Source organism: Anaeromyxobacter oryzae (assembly GCF_023169945.1).
Classification (GTDB): Bacteria; Myxococcota; Myxococcia; order Myxococcales; family Anaeromyxobacteraceae; genus Anaeromyxobacter; species Anaeromyxobacter oryzae.
The window spans coordinates 3,503,616-3,520,212 of record NZ_AP025591.1; the positions used below are offsets into that span (position 1 = coordinate 3,503,616).

Here is a 16,597-nt window from a genome sequence, read left to right on the forward strand (position 1 = left end):
CCCGCTACGGCGTCTTCCCGAACGCGCGCACCACGCCGTCCGTGATCTGCGGCAGGTACGTGATCGCGAGGACGCCCGCCGCCATGATGAGCAGGAACGGGAACGCCTTCCGGTAGACCCACGGGAGCGGCTTCCCGAAGCGCGTCGCGGAGAGGAAGAGGTTCAGGCCCATCGGCGGGAACAGGAACCCGAGCTCGAGGTTCGCGAGGAACACCACGCCGAGGTGGATGGGCGTGATCCCGTAGGCCTCGCCGAGCGGCGCGACGAGCGGCGCGAGCACGACGATCGCCGAGTAGATCTCGAGGACGCTCCCGAGCACCAGGAGCACCGCGTTCAGCATGAGCAGGAAGAGCGCCTTCGAGTGCACGTGGCCCGTCATCCACTCGACGAGCCGGGTCGGGACCTCGGCGTCCACGAACCAGGACGTGAGCCCGAGCGCGCTCCCGAGCAGGATGAGGACGCTGCCGACGAGCGCCGCCGCGTGGACGAGGACGCGGGGCAGGTCCCGCGTCGGGTGGATCGAGCGGAAGACGAGGAGCTCGACCACGAGCGAGTACGCCGCGGCGAGCGCGGCGGCCTCGACGACGGTCGCGAAGCCGGACCCGACGGCGAGGACCACCAGCGTCGGCAGGCCCAGGTCCCACTTCGCGTCCCAAAGCGCCGCGGCCGCCTCCCTGCCGTCGAACCGCTGCCGGGGCGCGCCGGAGCGGACGCCGACCACGATCCCGTACGCCGCCACGATGAGGATCATGAGCAGGCCCGGGACGAGGCCCGCGATGAAGAGCACGTCGACCGCCGCGCCGGCGACGACGGCGTAGAGGATCACCGGGAGCGACGGCGGGAAGAGGAGCCCGAGGGATCCGGCCGCCGTGACGAGGCCGACGGAGAAGTCCTCCGGGTACTTCTCCTCGAGGAGCGAGGGCAGGAGCAGCCCGCCGAGGGCGAGGATCGTGACGCCGGACGCGCCGGTGAAGGTCGTGAACAGGGCGCACACGAAGGTCGCCATGATCGCGACGCCGCCCGGCATCCACCCGAAGATCCCCTTGTACGCGCGGACGAGCCGGCGCGCCGCGCCGCCCTCGGCGAGGATGTACCCGGCGGCGGTGAGGAGCGGCAGCGCCGGGAGGCTCGGCGTGAGCGCGAGGTTGAAGATCGCGGTGGGGACGGACGCGATGGCGAGGGCCGGCTCCTGCCCCGACTCGACGATGCCGCGGAAAAACAGCGCCATCGCGACGCCGCTCATCACGATGAAGACCGGCGCGCCGAGGAGGAACGCCGCCAGCATCACGAGGAGGAGCGCCGTGACGAGCGCCTGCGACGGGACGGCCCACGCGAGGAGGAAGCCGCCCACGGCGACGAGCGCCGCCGCCCCGCGGAACGCCCAGCGGCGCGCGGCCGGCTCGTCGCCGTTCCCGGCGTTCAGCGCGAACCGGATCGCCATCACGGCGAACCCGACCGGCATCACGAGCTCGCTCCAGGCGGTCCGGATCCCGAAGGCGACCCGGGCGAAGCCGCTCCACTCGACGTACACGAGCCGCGCCGACGCCCAGGCGAGGAGCGCGCACACCGCGGCCGACACCGCCGTCGTGAAGAAGGCCGCGCTCCGCCGCGGCCGGCCGGGCGGGACGAAGTCGAGCGTGGAGAGGGCCAGGTGTCGTCCGGTCGCGGTCGCGAGCATCGCGCCGAGGAAGCCCACCCAGAGCGTGATGTGCTGCGCGAGGGTGGACGAGCCGGGGAGGTCGCGGCCGAGGAACCGGCGGGCGACCGTCGACGCGGCCGGGAGCAGGATCAGCGCGACGAGGAGCAGCGTCACGAGGCCGCGCTCCACGCGCGTGCCGAGCTTCTCGTGCCTCGCTCCGGGGGTCTCGATCGAAGTGGGGGTGCTCACGCGAAAGCCGATTGACCCCTTCCGGAGGGGCATCTATGAGTAGCACGAACCTCCCGCGGCCGGGCCTCCCGCGTGAACCGTCCCCACCTCTTCCTCTTCTCACTCATCGTCACCGTCCCGGCCCTCTCCGGCTGCCGGAGCGTGGCGCTGTCCGCCGCGTCCGATGCCGTCGCGCAGAGCGGCTCGACGTACGCGTCGGACGACGATCCGGAGCTCGTCCGCGACGCGGTGCCGTTCGGGCTGAAGACGATGGAAGGGCTCCTCTCGGAGAGCCCGCGGCACGAGGGGCTGCTCACGGCGACGGCGAGCGGGTTCACGCAGTACGGGTATGCGTTCGTGCAGCAACCGGCCGAGCTCGCGGACCTGGACGGCAAGCTCGACTTCGCGAAGGCCGGGCGCGCGCGCGCGAAGAAGCTCTTCCTCCGCGCGCGGGAGTACGGCCTGCGCGGTCTCGACGTGCGGCACCACGGTCTCGCCGACCGGATCCGCGCGGGGCGCGACCTCGACAAGGTGCTGTCCGAGGCGCGCAAGGGCGACGTGCCGCTGCTGTACTGGACCGCGTCCGCCTGGACCCTCGCGATCGTGAACGGCAAGGCCGACATCGCGCTCGTGGCCGAGCTGCCGGTCGCGATCGCGCTCATGAACCGCGCGCTCGCGCTCGACGAGTCCTGGTCGGAGGGCGCCATCCACGAGTTCTTCATAAGTTACGACGCGACGCGGAGCGCCGCGGAGGGCGGCGGCCCCGAGCGGGCGAAGGCCCACCTCGACCGGGCGCTCGCCCTCTCGATGAACAAGAAGCTCGGCCCGCTCGTCGCCTGGGCGGAGGGCGTGCTGGTCCAGCGCCAGGACCGGACCGAGTTCACGCGCGTCCTCGAGGAGGTCCTGCGCGCCGACCCCGGAGCGGAGCCGAAGAACCGACTCGCGAACATCCTCGCCCAGCGCCGCGCCAGGGCGCTGCTCGATCACGCCGACGACCTGTTCCTCTGAAACGGAGATCACCGTGAAGAAGCTCCTCCTCGCCGCGATGCTCGCGGCGCTCGCCCCGGCCGTTCACGCGCAGCCGGTCACCATCAAGCTCGGGACGCTCGCGCCCCAGGGCTCCACGTGGCACGAGCTCCTGAAGGAGATGGGCCAGCGCTGGGAGCAGGCATCGAACGGGCAGGTGAAGCTCCGCATCTACGCGGGCGGCGCCCAGGGCAGCGAGGGCGACATGGTCCGCAAGATGGGGATCGGCCAGCTCCAGGCCGCCTCCATCTCCAACGTCGGCATGCACGACGTCATCCCCGAGCCGCAGGCGCTCTCGGTGCCGTTCCTGTTCCAGAGCGAGGCGCAGATGGAGTGCGCGTTCGCGAAGGTCCGGCCGCAGATCGAGGCCTCCCTCGAGAAGCGCGGCCTCGTCGCCCTCCAGTGGAGCCGGATCGGCGCCATCAACCTGTACTGCGACGCGCCCCACAAGACGCCGGCGGACACGAAGACCGCGAAGATCTGGGTGTGGTCGGGCGACCCGAAGAGCGTCGAGGCGTACCGCGTCGCGGGCCTCACGCCCGTCGAGCTCTCCGCGACCGACATCGTCCCGTCGCTCCAGACCGGCATGATCGACTGCATCCCGAACGTGCCGCTCTACGTCCTCACCGCGCGCCTCTTCGAGAAGGCGCCGTACATGATGGACCTCCCCTGGAGCTGGCTCATCGGCGCGACGCTCGTCCGCAAGGACACCTGGGAGAAGATCCCGGCGGACACGCGCGCGAAGCTCGTCCAGATCGCGCAGGAGCTCGGGCAGAAGGTGGACGCCGAGGTGCGCCGGCTCAACACGGACGCGGTCGCGGCCATGGAGAAGCAGGGTCTCAAGACCGTCCCCGGCGACGCCGCGGCGTGGCGGACGGCGATGGAGAAGACCTGGCCGGTGATCCGCGGCGGCGTCGTCCCGGCGGAGTTCTTCGACCAGGTGAAGGCGGCGCGGGACCAGTGCCGGAAGTAGGGCACGTCACCGGGCGGCGGGCGCGACGGCCGGCGCGTCCCGCTCCGGGCTCGCGAACCGGACCAGATCCCGCCGCACGGCCCCGCACGCGAACAGCAGCGTGAGGTGGCCGCGCGGGTAGGTCCGCGCCTCCGCGCCCCACGCCCGCGCCACGGCGAGGGCGCCCTCCGGGAGGGCGATCCGGTCCTCCGCCCCCACCGCGACGAGCACGCGGCGCGCCGTGGGGCGCCGCGCCTCCGGGCGGAAAGGTGCGAGCATGGCCTCGAGCGCCGCGGGCGGCGGCGGCGGCGCGCCGGCCCGCGTCGCGAGCCGCAGGTAGCGCCGGCCGATCCGGGTCCGGGCGAAGACGGCGGCGAGCTCCGCCGGCGGGCCGATCGCCGCCGCGAGGTCGAGCCGCTCCGGCGCGGTGGCCGCGAGGAGCGCCGCGAGCCCGCCGAGGGAGAGCCCGATCACCCCCGCCTCCCCGGGCCGCTCCCGCGCGAGCGCCGCGAGGACGCGGAGCTCCAGCACGAGCTGCTCGAAGGCGGCGCGTAACGCCGGGACGTCCGGCGAGACGAAGCCCTCGCCGCTCCGCGATCCCGGGGCGGCGCGGTGGAGGTGGCGGGGCGGGATGAGCGTCCAGACCTCCCACCCCGCGCCCGCGAGGAGCGCGCGCCACCCGGAGAGGAGCGACAGCCGTGGCAGCTTCCACGGGGGGACGAGGACGAGCGTGCCGCGGGGACGCCCGCGCGGCGGGGTGGCCTCGACGTGCATCTCGGCGTCGCCCGGCGTGGGCCGGGGCGAGGGTGCCCGCCACGCGCCGCTCGGTCCGGGCGGCGGCGGCAACGCCGGCAGCGGCCCGAAGCAGTCGAGCGGCGCGCCGTCGGCGCCCACGAACGGCGCCGGCGCGAGCCGCTTCAAATCCTCGCTCCACATCGCGAGGACGTCCACGGCGCGGTGGAGGCGCGGCAGCGGCATCTCGCGCGAATTATGTAGCCCCTCGCCCGGCGGGGCGCTGCTCCGGCCGGGGCGCGCGGCGCCGCGGCGCGTTCAACGCGGATGGAGAGCTCGGAAGGCGGTGTGTGGAAGATGGCGCGCTTCAGGCCGGATCTCAGGGAACGTGACGTGACCCCCGAGCCGCTGTGGCTGCGGCGGCGGGAGTTCCTCGCCCTCGGCGCAGCGGGCGCCGCGGCGCTCGCGCTGCCACGGTCCGCGCGCGCCGGCGATCCCACCGGCCAGGCGCTCCCCGTCGCGAAGAAGATCGAGAAGGCGGGCGGCGAGGAGCCGACGAAGTGGGACGCCATCACGACGTACAACAACTTCTACGAGCTCGGCGCCGACAAGGCCGACCCGGCCCGGAACGCCGGGTCCCTCCGCCCGCGCCCGTGGACCGTCGCCATCGAGGGCGAGGTGAGGAAGCCCGGGAACCTCGACGTCGACGCGCTGATGAAGTCGTTTCCCCTCGAGGAGCGGATCTACCGGATGCGCTGCGTGGAGGCCTGGTCCATGGTGATCCCGTGGGTCGGGTTCCCGCTCGCCGACCTGGTGAAGCGCGTCGAGCCCACGTCGAAGGCGAGGTACGTGGCCTTCCAGACGCTCCTCGATCCGGAGCAGCTCCCCGGCCAGAGGCGGCGGGTCCTGGAGTGGCCCTACGTCGAGGGGCTCCGCATCGACGAGGCGACGCACCCGCTCGCGCTGCTCGCGGTCGGGCTCTACGGGCGCGTGCTCCCGAACCAGGACGGCGCGCCGCTCCGGCTCGTCGTGCCGTGGAAGTACGGGTTCAAGGGCGCGAAGTCGATCGTGAAGATCCGCTTCCAGGAGGAGCAGCCGCCGACGACGTGGAACCGCATGGCGCCCGACGAGTACGGCTTCTACGCGAACGTGAACCCCGACGTGGATCACCCGCGCTGGAGCCAGGCGCGCGAGCGTCGCATCGGGGAGTTCTTCCGGCGGAAGACGCTCCCGTTCAACGGCTACGCGGACGAGGTCGCGTCGCTCTACGCCGGCCTCGATCTCCGGAAGAACTACTGACCGTGAAGTGGACCCCGGCACGCACCCGCGCCCTGAAGGCGAGCGCCTTCGTGCTCTGCCTCGTGCCGCTCGCGAAGATCGCGTTCGACGCGTTCACGGACGGGCTCGGCGCGAATCCCATCGAGCAGGTGCTGAACCGGCTCGGGTTCTGGACCCTCACCCTGCTCACGCTCTCGCTCGTCCCGACGCCCGTGAAGGAGCTGCTCGGGGTGGCGTGGCCGGTCCGCCTCCGGCGCTTGCTCGGCCTGTTCGCCTTCGCGTACGCGACGCTCCACCTCTGCTGGTACGTGGGGGTCGATCAGTTCTTCGACCTGCACGTGCTCGCCAAGGACGTCCTGAAGCGGAAGTTCATGGCCGTCGGGTTCGTCGCGTGGCTCTCGCTCGCGCCGCTCGCGGTCACCTCCACCGACCGCTGGGTCCGGCGGCTCGGGTTCCCGCGCTGGAAGCGGCTGCACCGGCTCGCCTACGCCGCCGCGGTGCTCGGGATCGTCCACTTCGTCTGGCGGGTGAAGGCGGACGCGCTCCGGCCCTACGTGTTCGCGACGATCCTCGCGGGGCTCCTCGGCGCGCGGGTCGCGGTGCGGCTCGCGCGGGCGCGGGCAGCGACCGCGGCTCCGGGGCTGGCGCGGGGCGCGGGAGACACCGGCGCGGGGGCCGGCGGCGCCTAGCGCGGCTAGCAGAGGCGGTGGACGGTCGAGACGAGGGTGTCGAGGTCGAACGGCTTCGCGAGGAACGCGTCGACGCCGAGCCCCGCGACGGCGACCGAGTCCCCGCCGTGCCCCGCGGAGAGCACCAGCACCGGGATGCTCGCGAGCCGCGGGTCGCGCCGCTGCGCGCTCCGGAACGCCCACCCGTCCATCACCGGCATCATCAGGTCGAGCAGGATGAGGCTCGGCGCCGCGTCGGAGGAGAGCAGGTCGAGCGCCTCGGCGCCGTTGGCGGCGCAGGTGACCGCGTAGCCTTCCTCGGCGAGCAGCTCCGCGATGGTCTCCCGGATCGAGAGGTCGTCTTCGACGAGGAGGATCCGGGCGGGGGCTCTCACGGCTGCCCGTACCGTAGGCACCGGATCCCGGGCAGGGAACCCCCGTCTGTCCCCTTTCGACCCTTCCGGGCCCGGCGGCGATGTGCGCGCACGGAGTCACGCGGTGCGGCGCTCGGACGCGTCGTCCGTCGCCCCCGGGCGAGCCCGCCGCCGTCGTTGACACTCGGCGGAATGGGGCGATAAACGCCCACGGGGCGCGATCGACGGGCGCCCGAGGATCCATGGCCACCGAGAACGAAGCGGGCGCGTCTGCGAGCGCCGTGTACGGGCGGGCGGCGCCACCGCGGGTGGTGCTCCCCGACCGCGGCGTCGTCATCGGGCTCCGCTGGAGCGGGGTCGAGGGCGCGGGAAACCAGATCCTCGCGGCCAAGCTCGAGTGCGAGAAGGAGCGCGCCCGGCTCACGCGGATCTGGCGCCCCTTCACCGACGCGCCCGGCCGTCGCGACGTCCAGACGCGGTTCGGGCCCTGGCTCGCCGAGGAGGCGAGGTGGGCCGAGGGGCGCCTCGTCGTCGGCGTCGACTTCGCGCTCTCGCTCGCCGAGACGCACCTCCGCCTGCTCGGGCTCCTTCGCCAGGCGCTCCGCGGCCCCGCGGTGCTCGGCAAGCACCTCGAGGAGCGGTTCCTCGGGCAGGCGCGGGACTTCACCGAAGGTGCCGTCCGGTTCCGGTCCGAGGTCGGCAAGGACCGGCCGCGCGCGACCGACTGCTACCGCGCGGAGCTGCACCTGCCCACCGCCGCCCGCACGTTCCGGCAGACGTTCTTCGGGCTCTGCACGATGGCGCACGCCGCCGCCGCGTTCCCGCCGTGGGATCCGCCGGTGACCGGGAAGCCGATCGTCGTCGAGGTCCGGCCCGCCCACGTCGCGCGCGTCGTCTGCGGCGTGTGCGCCTACCGGGACGACGACCGGGACGGCGTCTCCCGCTCGTCGACGCGCGCCGGGATCCTGCGGACGCTCCGCTCCGCCGCGAAGGTCGAGTTCGAGATGGAGCAGGCCGCGCAGATCGTCGAGGACGGGCGCGGCGATCACCTGGAGGCGGTGCTCTCCGCGACCGCCGCCGCCGCCGCGTGGCAGGACGGGTTCCAGGGCGTGCCGTCGAACGTGCCGCGCAGCGAGGGCTGGATCCACTCGGTCCGCGAGGAGCCGTGGAGGTAGCCCGGCGGCGCCGTCCAGCCCGCGCGCCCGGTCCGCCCGCGACGGACCGGGCGATCGTCGCCGCCCTCGAGGCGGTGCACCGCGACATCGACGCGTTCCAGCCGGAGGGCTTCGGTCCGCCGGTGCACTGCGGCGCCATCGCGACGCCGGTGTTCCTGCTCGGGCAGGCGCCCGGGCCTCACGAGGCGCGGCTCGGCCGGCCGTTCGCGTGGACCGCCGGCAAGACGCTGTTCCGCTGGCTGGAGCGCGCCACCGGCGCGAGCGAGGAGACGGTCCGGAGCCGGATCTACATCTCGGCGGTCGTGCGCTGCTTCCCCGGCAAGGCGAAGGGCGGCGGTGATCGCGTGCCCTCGCCGGACGAGTGCGCGCTGTGGCGCGACTTCGTGCGCCGCGAGGTGGAGATCCTCCGGCCGCGGCTGGTGATCCCGGTCGGGCGCCTCGCGATCGCGGAGGTGCTCGGGCACACGGAGCCCATCGCGGCGGTGGTCGGACGGCGCATCGAGGCGCATTTCCACGGCGTGAAGGTCGACGTCGTGCCGCTGCCCCATCCCTCCGGGGCGTCCACCTGGTTCAAGATGGAGCCGGGGCGGACGCTGCTCGACCAGGCGCTCGCGCTCCTCGCCGCCCACCCGGCGATGCGCCGCGCGCTCCGGGGGCGGCGGGAATGAGGCTCGCCGGCGCGGCAGCGGCGGCGCTGCTCGTGCTCGCCGCCTGTGCCCACGCGCCGCCCACATCGGAGCCCCCGACCCCACCGACCCGGCCGGAGGAGCGGCCCCCCGGGCCGCAGGCCGAGCCCGAGCAGCCGACCGGGGAGGTGGGCCTCGCGAGCTACTACGGACGGGCGTTCCACGGGCGGCGCACCGCGAGCGGCGCCCGCTACGACATGCACGCGCTCACCTGTGCCCACCCGAGCGCGCCGTTCGGCACGCGCCTCAGGGTCACCGACCTCGACAACGGCCGGAGCGTCGACGTGGTGGTGAACGACCGCGGCCCCTTCGCACGCGGGCGCGTCGTCGACCTCTCGCTCGAGGCGGCGCGGCGGCTCGGGATCGTGAGCCGCGGGCTCGCGCGCGTCCGGGTCGAGCGGATCGAGGAGTGACGTCGAGGGTCGAGCGGATCGAGGCGTGACGTCGAGGGTCGAGCGGATCGAGGCGTGACGTCGAGGGTCGAGCGGATCGAGGCGTGACGTCGAGGGTCGAGCGGATCGAGGCGTGACGTCGAGGGTCGAGCGAATCGCGTCGACTCCCGTTCGCCCTGAGCGTAGCGGCGCGAAGCGCCGCGGAGTCGAAGGGCGCGCGGACGTTCACCGTCCGGCGCGCCCGCGCTCGGCGCCGGCGCGGATCCCGGCGATCGCCTCGCGGTAGTCCTTAGCGCCGAACACGGCGGTGCCCGCGACGAGCACGTTCGCGCCGGCTGCGGCGACGGTCGCGGCGGTGTCCGCCTTCACGCCGCCGTCGACCTCGATGTCGAGCGCGAGGCCGCGCGCGTCGGCCTTCGCGCGGAGCCGACGGATCTTCTCCGTGCAGGCCTCGATGTAGCGCTGGCCGCCGAAGCCGGGGTTCACGGTCATCACGAGGACCATGTCGCAGTCGTCGAGGACGTACTCCACCGCCGACAGGTCGGTGGACGGGTTCAGCGCCACCGCGGGCCTCGCGCCCGCGGCGCGGATCGCCTGCAGCGTGCGGTGCAGGTGCGGCGAGACCTCGGCGTGGACCGAGATCAGGCCAGCGCCAGCCTTCGCGAACGCCTCGACGTACTTCTCGGGCTCCACGATCATGAGGTGGGCGTCGATGGGGAGCTTCGTGACCTTCCGCACCGCCTCGACGACGAGCGGGCCGATCGTGATGTTCGGGACGAACCGGCCGTCCATGACGTCGACGTGGACGATGTCCGCGCCGGCGGCCTCGATCGCGCGGACCTCGTCGGCGAGCCGTCCGAAGTCCGCGGACAGGATGGAGGGTGCGATGCGGATGGGCTGGGGCATGGGGGGAGTCTAACAGGAGGCGCCGCCGCCGCCGCCGACTGCGGAAGCGTGGGCGTACCGGTACCCGAACGCGAACCCGGCCTCTCCGCGCCCGCGTCCCGCGGCCCATGGGCCCGGGACCGTGCCCGGGCGGCCCTCTCCCCCGCTCGCGCGGGGGAGAGGGCGGACTCCCTAGAAGATCACCTGCCCAAACACGATGGCGCGGTCGCCGGTGCGGACCGGTGCGTCCGAGCGGTCGAACTCGTAGTTGAAGATGAGCCGGGCGCTCACCGGGAGGAGGTCGACGTAGCCGCCGACGGTGTAGCGCTCGTTCAGGTCGTTGGTGGTCGAGCGGTTGCGGTCGAAGCGCTCGGCCCGGAAGATCGGCCCGACGTTCCACCGGCTCTTGCCGTAGGCGCCGACGTACCAGCCGCGCGCGTTGAACGAGCTGTGCGTCGAGGCCGTCGCGCTCGTGTAGGTCGTCACGTCGCGCTCGGACTTGATCCACTCGGCGGCCACGAACAGGAACGGCAGGTCGAGCTCGGCGTCGGCGCCGTAGGTCTTGAACCAGAAGTACGTGTCGTCCGCCGGGGAGCCGACGCCGTCGAACTTCCCGTTCGCGCCGAGCGCCGCGACCTGGCGGCCGTGGCCGTAGGACGCGCCAGCGCGCAGGCTCCCGCCGTCGGTCTTGAGGAGAACGCCGGCCCGGCCCCAGACGTTCTTCGTGTCGAGATCGTCCTTCCGGTTCGGCCCCGCGCCGTTCACGTACGAGCCGGCGAGCTCCGCGCCGAGCGCCCCGGCCGTCCACTTTCCGACGAGGCCGGCGCCGAGATCGCGGCTGTCCGGCGTGGCGTAGAGGGAGGTGGTCGAGGTCGACCGCGCGAGCGCCTGCACCACGTACGAACTGTAGACCCAGAGCAGCTTCGTGTCGCTCTCCGGCTGCTCGTAGCCGAACGGCGTCTTCCACTGCCCGAAGCGCAGCTCGACGCCGGGGAGGAACGGCATCGCCTTGAGGGAGGCGTAGGCGTCCTTCAAGGACGTGTCGGCGCCGTCGAAGAGGACGTTGTACCCGACGTTCGGCGTCACCTCGCCGCGGGCGCCGAGGCGGGCGCGGCGCAGCTCGAACGTGGACGAGTCGTTCGCCGGCTTCGGCGCGTCGGTCGCCGACCACTGCGCGTCGATGAAGCCCCAGAACGTCGGACCCTTCGAGGCGGGCGCCGCGGCGGGCTTCGCGACCACCGGCGCCGCGACCGCGGACGGGGTGGTCGGGGCGTCGGCGGCCGGCGGCGCAGGCGGCGCGTCGGAGGCTGCGCCGGGCTGCGGCGGGGGGGTCTGGGAGAGGGCGGCGGCGAGCAGGAGGGCGGTGACGGACAAGGTGTGATCTCCTCGGTGGTGCTGGGCGAAGCGGCCCGGGGGAGCCCGGGCGCGGGGTGGCGCGCGGCGCGCGTCCGTCCCGGGGCGGGTCGGACGGCGCGGCGCGCGAGAGAGGCGTCAGCTCCGGAGTCGCGCGGCGGGCGGGAGGCGGGTGCCGGGCGGCAGCGCGGCGGCGCCGTCCGCGATGCGGAAGTACCCGACGCTCCCCTGCAGCGACTCGGCCTGGGCGGCGAGCTCCTCCGCGGTGGCGGAGAGCTCCTCGGCGGACGCGGCGTTCTGCTGGGTGACGCGCTCGAGCTGCTGGATCGCGCGGGTGAGCTGCGCCGTCCCGCCGCTCTGCTGCCGGCTCGCCGCGGTGATCTCGCCGACGAGGGCGGCGGTGCGCTGGATGTCGGGGACGAGCCGCTGGAGGAGCTTGCCGGCGCGGTCCGAGAGCTGGACGCTGGTCTCGGAGAGGTCGCCGATCTCCTTGGCGGCGATCCGGCTGCGCTCCGCGAGCTTGCGCACCTCCGCGCCGACCACCGCGAACCCGCGGCCGTGCTGCCCCGCCCGGGCGGCCTCGATGCTGGCGTTCAGGGCGAGCAGGTTCGTCTGGTAGGCGATCTCGTCCACGATGGTGATCCGCTCGGCGATGGCGCGCATCGCGGCGACGGTCTCGGCGACGACGCGACCGCCCTCCGCCGCGTCCTTCGCCGCCTGCGCCGCGATCCGCTCGGTCTCGCCGGCGTTGTCCGCGGTCTGGCGGATCGCCCGCGCCATCTCCTCGATCGACGTCGAGGCCTCCTGGGAGGAGGCGGCCTGCTCGGTGGCGCCCTGGCTCATCTGGATCGTGCTCGCGGCCATCGTCTGGCTCGCGACCGACACCGCGTCGGCGGCGGTCTTCACGTCGCCCACGACGCCACGGAGGCGCTCCACCATGCCCCCCAGGGACGCGTGCAGGAGCGCGACCTCGTCGGCGCCGTCGACCGCCACGTCGAGGGCGATGTCACCCTCGGCGACGCGCGCGAGGCTGGCGCGCAGGCTCTCCACGCCCCGGAGCACGACGGTGCGGAACAGCAGCAGGACGAGCACCGTGACGAGGACCATGGCGCCGAGGCCGAGGCCCACGACGAGGACGCGCGAGCGGCGGACCCCGGCCTCGATGGCGTCGGTGCGGAGGCCGATGCGGACGCCCCCCCGGACCTCGTCGCCCTGCTTCACGTCCGCGGTGAACGTCAGGAGGCCCGCCTTGTCCTTCGGCTCCTCGAAGGCGTGGGTGAGGGGCTTGCCGTCCTTGTCGACGACGACCACGTAGGCGGCGTCGGGATCCTTCCCGATCTCCTTCGCGTACGTCTCGAGGTACTCGAAGTTGTACGAGAGGATGGGCTCGACGGAGATGCTGGCGAGGAGCCGCGCCAGGTTCTCGCCCTTCCCCGACAGCTGCGCCTCGAAGACGGACCGCTCGCTCCGCGAGAGCACGGCCATCATCGAGGCGAAGACGACGGAGAGGACGAGGAGAACGCCCGCGAGGACCTTCGTCCCGAGGCGCCAGTTCCGCATCGCGCGAATCGCCATGTGATCTCCTCGACCCCGCCCGGTCCGGTTCAGAACGCGCCCACGATCCGAGCCGCCTCGCGCAGCCCGTCGTAGTCCTTGTCCGCGACCGGCGCGAACGCGGTGAGCTTCGCGGCCTCGAGCGCGGGGTCGCCGGGGCGGAGCTTGAGCAGCGCGCCCCTCACCGCGTCGCGCGGGCCCGCGGCGAGCCGGGGCGTGGCGAACAGCGGCCAGTTCGGGAAGTAGTCCGTGTAGGCGAGGATCCGGATCTGCGAGAGGTCGATCTTGTCCTTCATCTTCTCGAGATCGTCCTCGCGGATGCCGCCGCCGTCGGCCGCCTTGTTGAAGACGGCCATGGTGACGTTGTCGTGCTTCTTCGCGAACGGGAGGCGCACGAAGTCGCGCTGCACGTCGAACCCCTGCTTCTTGAGGAGGAGCGCCTGCGCGATGTACCCGCCGAGCGAGTCCTCGTCGACGAAGATGAGCTTGCGGCCCCTGAGCGCCGCGACGTCCACGACCCCGCTGTCCTTCCGCACGATGATCACGCCGCGGAACCGCGTGCCGCCCTTCTTCTCGGCCGCGAGGCCGAGCGGCGCGAGATCGCGCTCCTTCTTGAGCTGCGCGTAGACGAGCGGGTTCGCGAACGCGAGGTCGAGCTCGCCGTCGCGCACCTGCTTCTCGAACGTGTCGAAGTCCTTCGCGATGACGAGCGTGACCTTCTGGCCGGTCTCGCGGCTCAGGTACTCCGCGAGGGGCCGGAACATGGTGGTGAGCTCGGTGGCGGAGAGGCGGGGGAGCACGCCCAGCTTGATCTCCTGGGCGCGGGCGGCGCCGGCGCCCCCGAGGAGGAGCAGCAGCAGTGCGGTCAGGATCCTCTTCGCGGCCATCTCGATCTCCTTTGCGTGAGGTGCAGCTCTTCTCGTTGCGTGTACAGGGCGCGTGCGGCGGCGATGCTGCGCGCGATCAATCAGGCGCGCTCGTTCACACAAATTCAAGATTGCGACGGAGCCAATCGGCGAACGCGCATTCTGCGCGCCCGCGGGTCGCCGTGACCCGGACGCGGCACGCTCCCGGCGAGCGGGGGGTATCCCCAGGCCATACGGTGGGTTAGGGCCGCGGAGGCGGTGGGTGTCGCGGCCGGTCCGGCGCGACCCGGTGCGCGGCGCGGCGGTGACCCCTGGTCAAATCACGCAAGGCGACGTGGGCGAGGGGCAACAGACACACATGGACAGCACGTGACCATTGGTCCTACGGTGCGTCGTCGAGAAGGGCCGCACGCGACGGAAGGAGAGGGCGGGCATGTTCACCAGACGTGACTTCCTGAAGTGGAGCAGCCGGTCGGCGGGGGCGCTCGGCCTCTCGCAGCTCGGGCTGTTCCGGCTGGGGCAGGCGCTCGCGGCGGAGTCGTCTCCCCCGCTCATCTGGCTGCACGGCTCGAGCTGCTCGGGGTGCTCGATCGCCGCGCTGAACGCGGTGACGCCCACGACGGTCGACGACCTGCTGCTGAACCGGGTCTCGGCGAAGTACGACGGCCTGCTGATGGCCGCGGGCGCCGAGGCCGCCATCCAGGCGATGGACCTCGCCGTCCAGGCGAACGACGGCCAGTTCATCCTCGTCGTCGAGGGCGGCGTCCCGACCGCGGCGGGCGGCCGTTACTGCGTCATCGGCGAGCGCGCGGGCGTGCCCATCACGCTCCTCGACGCGGTGAAGGAGCTCGGGCCGCGTGCGGCGCGCGTGATCGCCGTCGGGACCTGCGCCGCGTACAAGGGGGTGGCGGGCGCCGGCGCGAACCCGACCGGCGTCCAGCCGCTCGGGGACGTGCTCGCGGGCAGGACGGCGAAGCCGGTGATCAACGTCCCCGGCTGCCCCGCGCCGCCGGAGCAGCTCTTCCAGGTCGTCGTCAACCTCCTCGCCGGCGGCGAGTGCGCGCTCGACGCCGACGGCCGCCCGCGCACGTGCTTCCCGCACACGGTCCACTGGACGTGCCCGCGGAAGCACCTCCCGAAGGCGAAGGCCTTCGGCGAGCTCGGGTGCCTCGTCGACCTCGGCTGCCGCGGGCCTGTCACCACCGCGATGTGCCCGAAGCACAAGTGGAACAACGGGAAGAACTGGTGCGCCGCGGCCGGCCACCCCTGCATCGGCTGCGCGACGCCCGGTTTCCCGGCGTCGCCCCTGACGCCGACCGGCAGCTACACCTAACGCGGACGAGGGCCAACGATCATGTCGAGAAGGATCACGGTTGCGCCGGTCACGCGCGTCGAGGGGCACCTCAGCCTCAACGTGGACATCGACGACACGGGGCGGGTGATCGCCGCCTACGCGTCGGGCACGATGTTCCGCGGCTTCGAGAGCATCATCGCGGGGCGCGATCCGCGCGACGCCATCCACCTCACCCAGCGGATCTGCGGCGTCTGCCCCATCCCGCACGCGCGCGCGGCGGTCGAGGTCGTGGAGCGGGCGTTCGGCGTCGAGGTCTCGCGGAACGCGCTCCTGCTCCGGAACCTCGTGCAGGGCGCCGGCCTCGTCTCCGACCACCTGCTGCACTTCTACCACCTCGCGCTCCTCGACTACGTGCACGGGCCGGCGCTGCCGCCGTTCACGCCGGCGATCCCGGTCGACCAGCGGTTCTCCGAGGCGGACGCGCAGGTCTTCGCCCAGCACTACCTCGCCGCCCTCGACATGCGGAGGAAGGCGCAGGAGATGGGCGCGATCTTCGCGGGCAAGCTGCCCCACGTGATGACCTTCGCGCCGGGCGGCGTCACGCAGCAGCCGACCTCGGCGAACGTGAGGGACTTCGGCGCGTACCTCGACCAGCTCGTCCCGTTCGTCGAGAACGTCTACATCCCCGACGTGATGAAGGTCGCGCAGGCCTACCCCGAGTACCTCGAGATCGGCGGCGGGCCGGTGAACCTGCTGTCGTTCGGCGCGTTCCCCGACGGCACGGGCGGGCAGCTCTTCCCGGCCGGCAAGTACGGGAGCCCCGGCCGCTCCGGCGCGCACTCCGTCGAGTCGCCGCGCCACGTCTCGCCGCTCACCGACGCCGACGTGGCCTCGATCGGCGAGTCGGTGAAGCACGCGTACTACGGCGACGGCCGCGGCCGGAACGCCGACACCGTGACCCCGAACCTCGACAAGCGCGGCGCCTACTCGTGGGTGAAGGCGCCGCGGCTCGGGGACGAGGTCTTCCAGGTCGGCGCACTCGCCCGGATGATCGTGAGCGGCAACTACCGCGGCGGCCTCTCGGCGATGGACCGCCTCCTCGCAAACGCCTACGAGACAGGCCTCGTCGCCGGCGCGATGCGGGGGTGGCTCGGCGGTCTCTCCCTCGACACGAGCGGCTACCAGCACGTCGCGACGATGCCGAAGGCCGGCCGCGGCGTGGCGCTGACCGAGGCGCCCCGCGGCGCGCTCGCGCACTGGCTCGAGTACGCGGACGGCAAGGTGACCGGGTACCGGATCATCACGCCGACCTCGTGGAACGCCTCGCCCCGCGACGATCGCGAGGCGCCGGGCCCGCTCGAGCAGGCGCTGGTCGGCGTGCGGGTCGCGGACAAGAGCCAGCCGGTCGAGGTCTACCGGGTCATCCACTCCTTCGATCCGTGCATGGGCTGCGCCGTGCACGTCACCGTCATCTGAGCCGCCCGACGACGGCGCT

The 16,597-nt window shown here is 73.2% G+C and carries 16 protein-coding genes; 9 read left to right on the plus strand and 7 right to left on the minus strand.

Translation table 11 applies throughout. The annotated features are described in order from the left end of the window. Positions 1-4: 4 nt before the first annotated feature. A complete protein-coding gene (locus AMOR_RS15240; RefSeq protein ID WP_248352410.1) occupies positions 5-1,888 on the minus strand; it encodes a TRAP transporter large permease in 1,884 nt (627 codons plus the stop codon). 72 nt (positions 1,889-1,960) lie between these two features. Here AMOR_RS15240 and AMOR_RS15245 point away from each other — a divergent pair, with 72 nt between their 5' ends. Both AMOR_RS15245 and AMOR_RS15250 read left to right on the plus strand, forming a co-directional pair. Further along, positions 1,961-2,875, plus strand: a complete 915-nt coding sequence (locus AMOR_RS15245; RefSeq protein ID WP_248352411.1) for a TRAP transporter TatT component family protein — start codon at positions 1,961-1,963, stop codon at positions 2,873-2,875. Positions 2,876-2,888: 13 nt separating this feature from the next. Next, entirely contained in the window at positions 2,889-3,866 is a 978-nt protein-coding gene (locus tag AMOR_RS15250) for a TRAP transporter substrate-binding protein (protein ID WP_248352412.1), read from the plus strand. A gap of 6 nt (positions 3,867-3,872) precedes the next feature. On the opposite strand, the gene AMOR_RS15255 is transcribed toward AMOR_RS15250, so the two are convergent. Next, a complete protein-coding gene (locus AMOR_RS15255) occupies positions 3,873-4,823 on the minus strand; it encodes a hypothetical protein (protein WP_248352413.1) in 951 nt (316 codons plus the stop codon). A gap of 111 nt (positions 4,824-4,934) precedes the next feature. Here AMOR_RS15255 and msrP point away from each other — a divergent pair, with 111 nt between their 5' ends. Then, positions 4,935-5,876 (plus strand): protein-methionine-sulfoxide reductase catalytic subunit MsrP, encoded by a 942-nt coding sequence (msrP, locus tag AMOR_RS15260; RefSeq protein ID WP_248352414.1) that lies wholly within the window; start codon positions 4,935-4,937, stop codon positions 5,874-5,876. A gap of 2 nt (positions 5,877-5,878) precedes the next feature. Then, entirely contained in the window at positions 5,879-6,544 is a 666-nt protein-coding gene (locus AMOR_RS15265; protein WP_248352415.1) for a protein-methionine-sulfoxide reductase heme-binding subunit MsrQ, read from the plus strand. Between the two features lie 5 nt (positions 6,545-6,549). Here the strand turns inward: AMOR_RS15265 and AMOR_RS15270 are convergent, their stop codons facing one another. Next, the gene (locus tag AMOR_RS15270; protein WP_248352416.1) at positions 6,550-6,918 is read right to left on the minus strand and encodes a response regulator; all 369 of its coding nucleotides are present in this window, start codon (positions 6,916-6,918) and stop codon (positions 6,550-6,552) included. A 221-nt stretch (positions 6,919-7,139) separates the two neighbouring features. Between AMOR_RS15270 and AMOR_RS15275 the strand changes: the two genes are divergently transcribed. From AMOR_RS15275 to AMOR_RS15285, 3 genes are read left to right on the plus strand one after another with little or no spacing between them, the layout of a single operon-like run. Then, entirely contained in the window at positions 7,140-8,072 is a 933-nt protein-coding gene (locus AMOR_RS15275; protein ID WP_248352417.1) for a DUF429 domain-containing protein, read from the plus strand. After that, the gene (locus tag AMOR_RS15280) at positions 8,063-8,740 is read left to right on the plus strand and encodes a uracil-DNA glycosylase family protein (protein WP_248352418.1); all 678 of its coding nucleotides are present in this window, start codon (positions 8,063-8,065) and stop codon (positions 8,738-8,740) included. Before AMOR_RS15275 ends, AMOR_RS15280 begins: the two co-directional genes overlap by 10 nt. After that, on the plus strand, positions 8,737-9,171 hold the full coding sequence (locus AMOR_RS15285; protein WP_248352419.1) for a septal ring lytic transglycosylase RlpA family protein: 435 nt from the start codon (positions 8,737-8,739) through the stop codon (positions 9,169-9,171). The genes AMOR_RS15280 and AMOR_RS15285 overlap by 4 nt, the downstream gene beginning before the upstream one ends. A 204-nt stretch (positions 9,172-9,375) precedes the next feature. Here the strand turns inward: AMOR_RS15285 and rpe are convergent, their stop codons facing one another. From rpe to AMOR_RS15305, 4 genes are all read right to left on the minus strand, one after another. Continuing rightward, the gene (rpe, locus tag AMOR_RS15290) at positions 9,376-10,056 is read right to left on the minus strand and encodes a ribulose-phosphate 3-epimerase (RefSeq protein WP_248352420.1); all 681 of its coding nucleotides are present in this window, start codon (positions 10,054-10,056) and stop codon (positions 9,376-9,378) included. A gap of 171 nt (positions 10,057-10,227) precedes the next feature. After that, positions 10,228-11,409, minus strand: a complete 1,182-nt coding sequence (locus AMOR_RS15295) for a porin (protein ID WP_248352421.1) — start codon at positions 11,407-11,409, stop codon at positions 10,228-10,230. 117 nt (positions 11,410-11,526) lie between these two features. Beyond that, the gene (locus AMOR_RS15300; RefSeq protein ID WP_248352422.1) at positions 11,527-12,963 is read right to left on the minus strand and encodes a methyl-accepting chemotaxis protein; all 1,437 of its coding nucleotides are present in this window, start codon (positions 12,961-12,963) and stop codon (positions 11,527-11,529) included. A gap of 29 nt (positions 12,964-12,992) precedes the next feature. After that, a complete protein-coding gene (locus AMOR_RS15305; protein ID WP_248352423.1) occupies positions 12,993-13,829 on the minus strand; it encodes a phosphate/phosphite/phosphonate ABC transporter substrate-binding protein in 837 nt (278 codons plus the stop codon). A 412-nt stretch (positions 13,830-14,241) separates the two neighbouring features. On the opposite strand from AMOR_RS15305, the gene AMOR_RS15310 reads away from it, so the two are divergent. Both AMOR_RS15310 and AMOR_RS15315 read left to right on the plus strand, forming a co-directional pair. Further along, positions 14,242-15,141 carry a hydrogenase small subunit gene (locus AMOR_RS15310; RefSeq protein WP_248352424.1) on the plus strand — a complete coding sequence of 300 codons (900 nt, stop codon included), beginning with the start codon at positions 14,242-14,244 and terminating at the stop codon, positions 15,139-15,141. A gap of 21 nt (positions 15,142-15,162) precedes the next feature. Beyond that, positions 15,163-16,578 (plus strand): nickel-dependent hydrogenase large subunit, encoded by a 1,416-nt coding sequence (locus tag AMOR_RS15315; protein WP_248352425.1) that lies wholly within the window; start codon positions 15,163-15,165, stop codon positions 16,576-16,578. Positions 16,579-16,597: the final 19 nt, after the last annotated feature.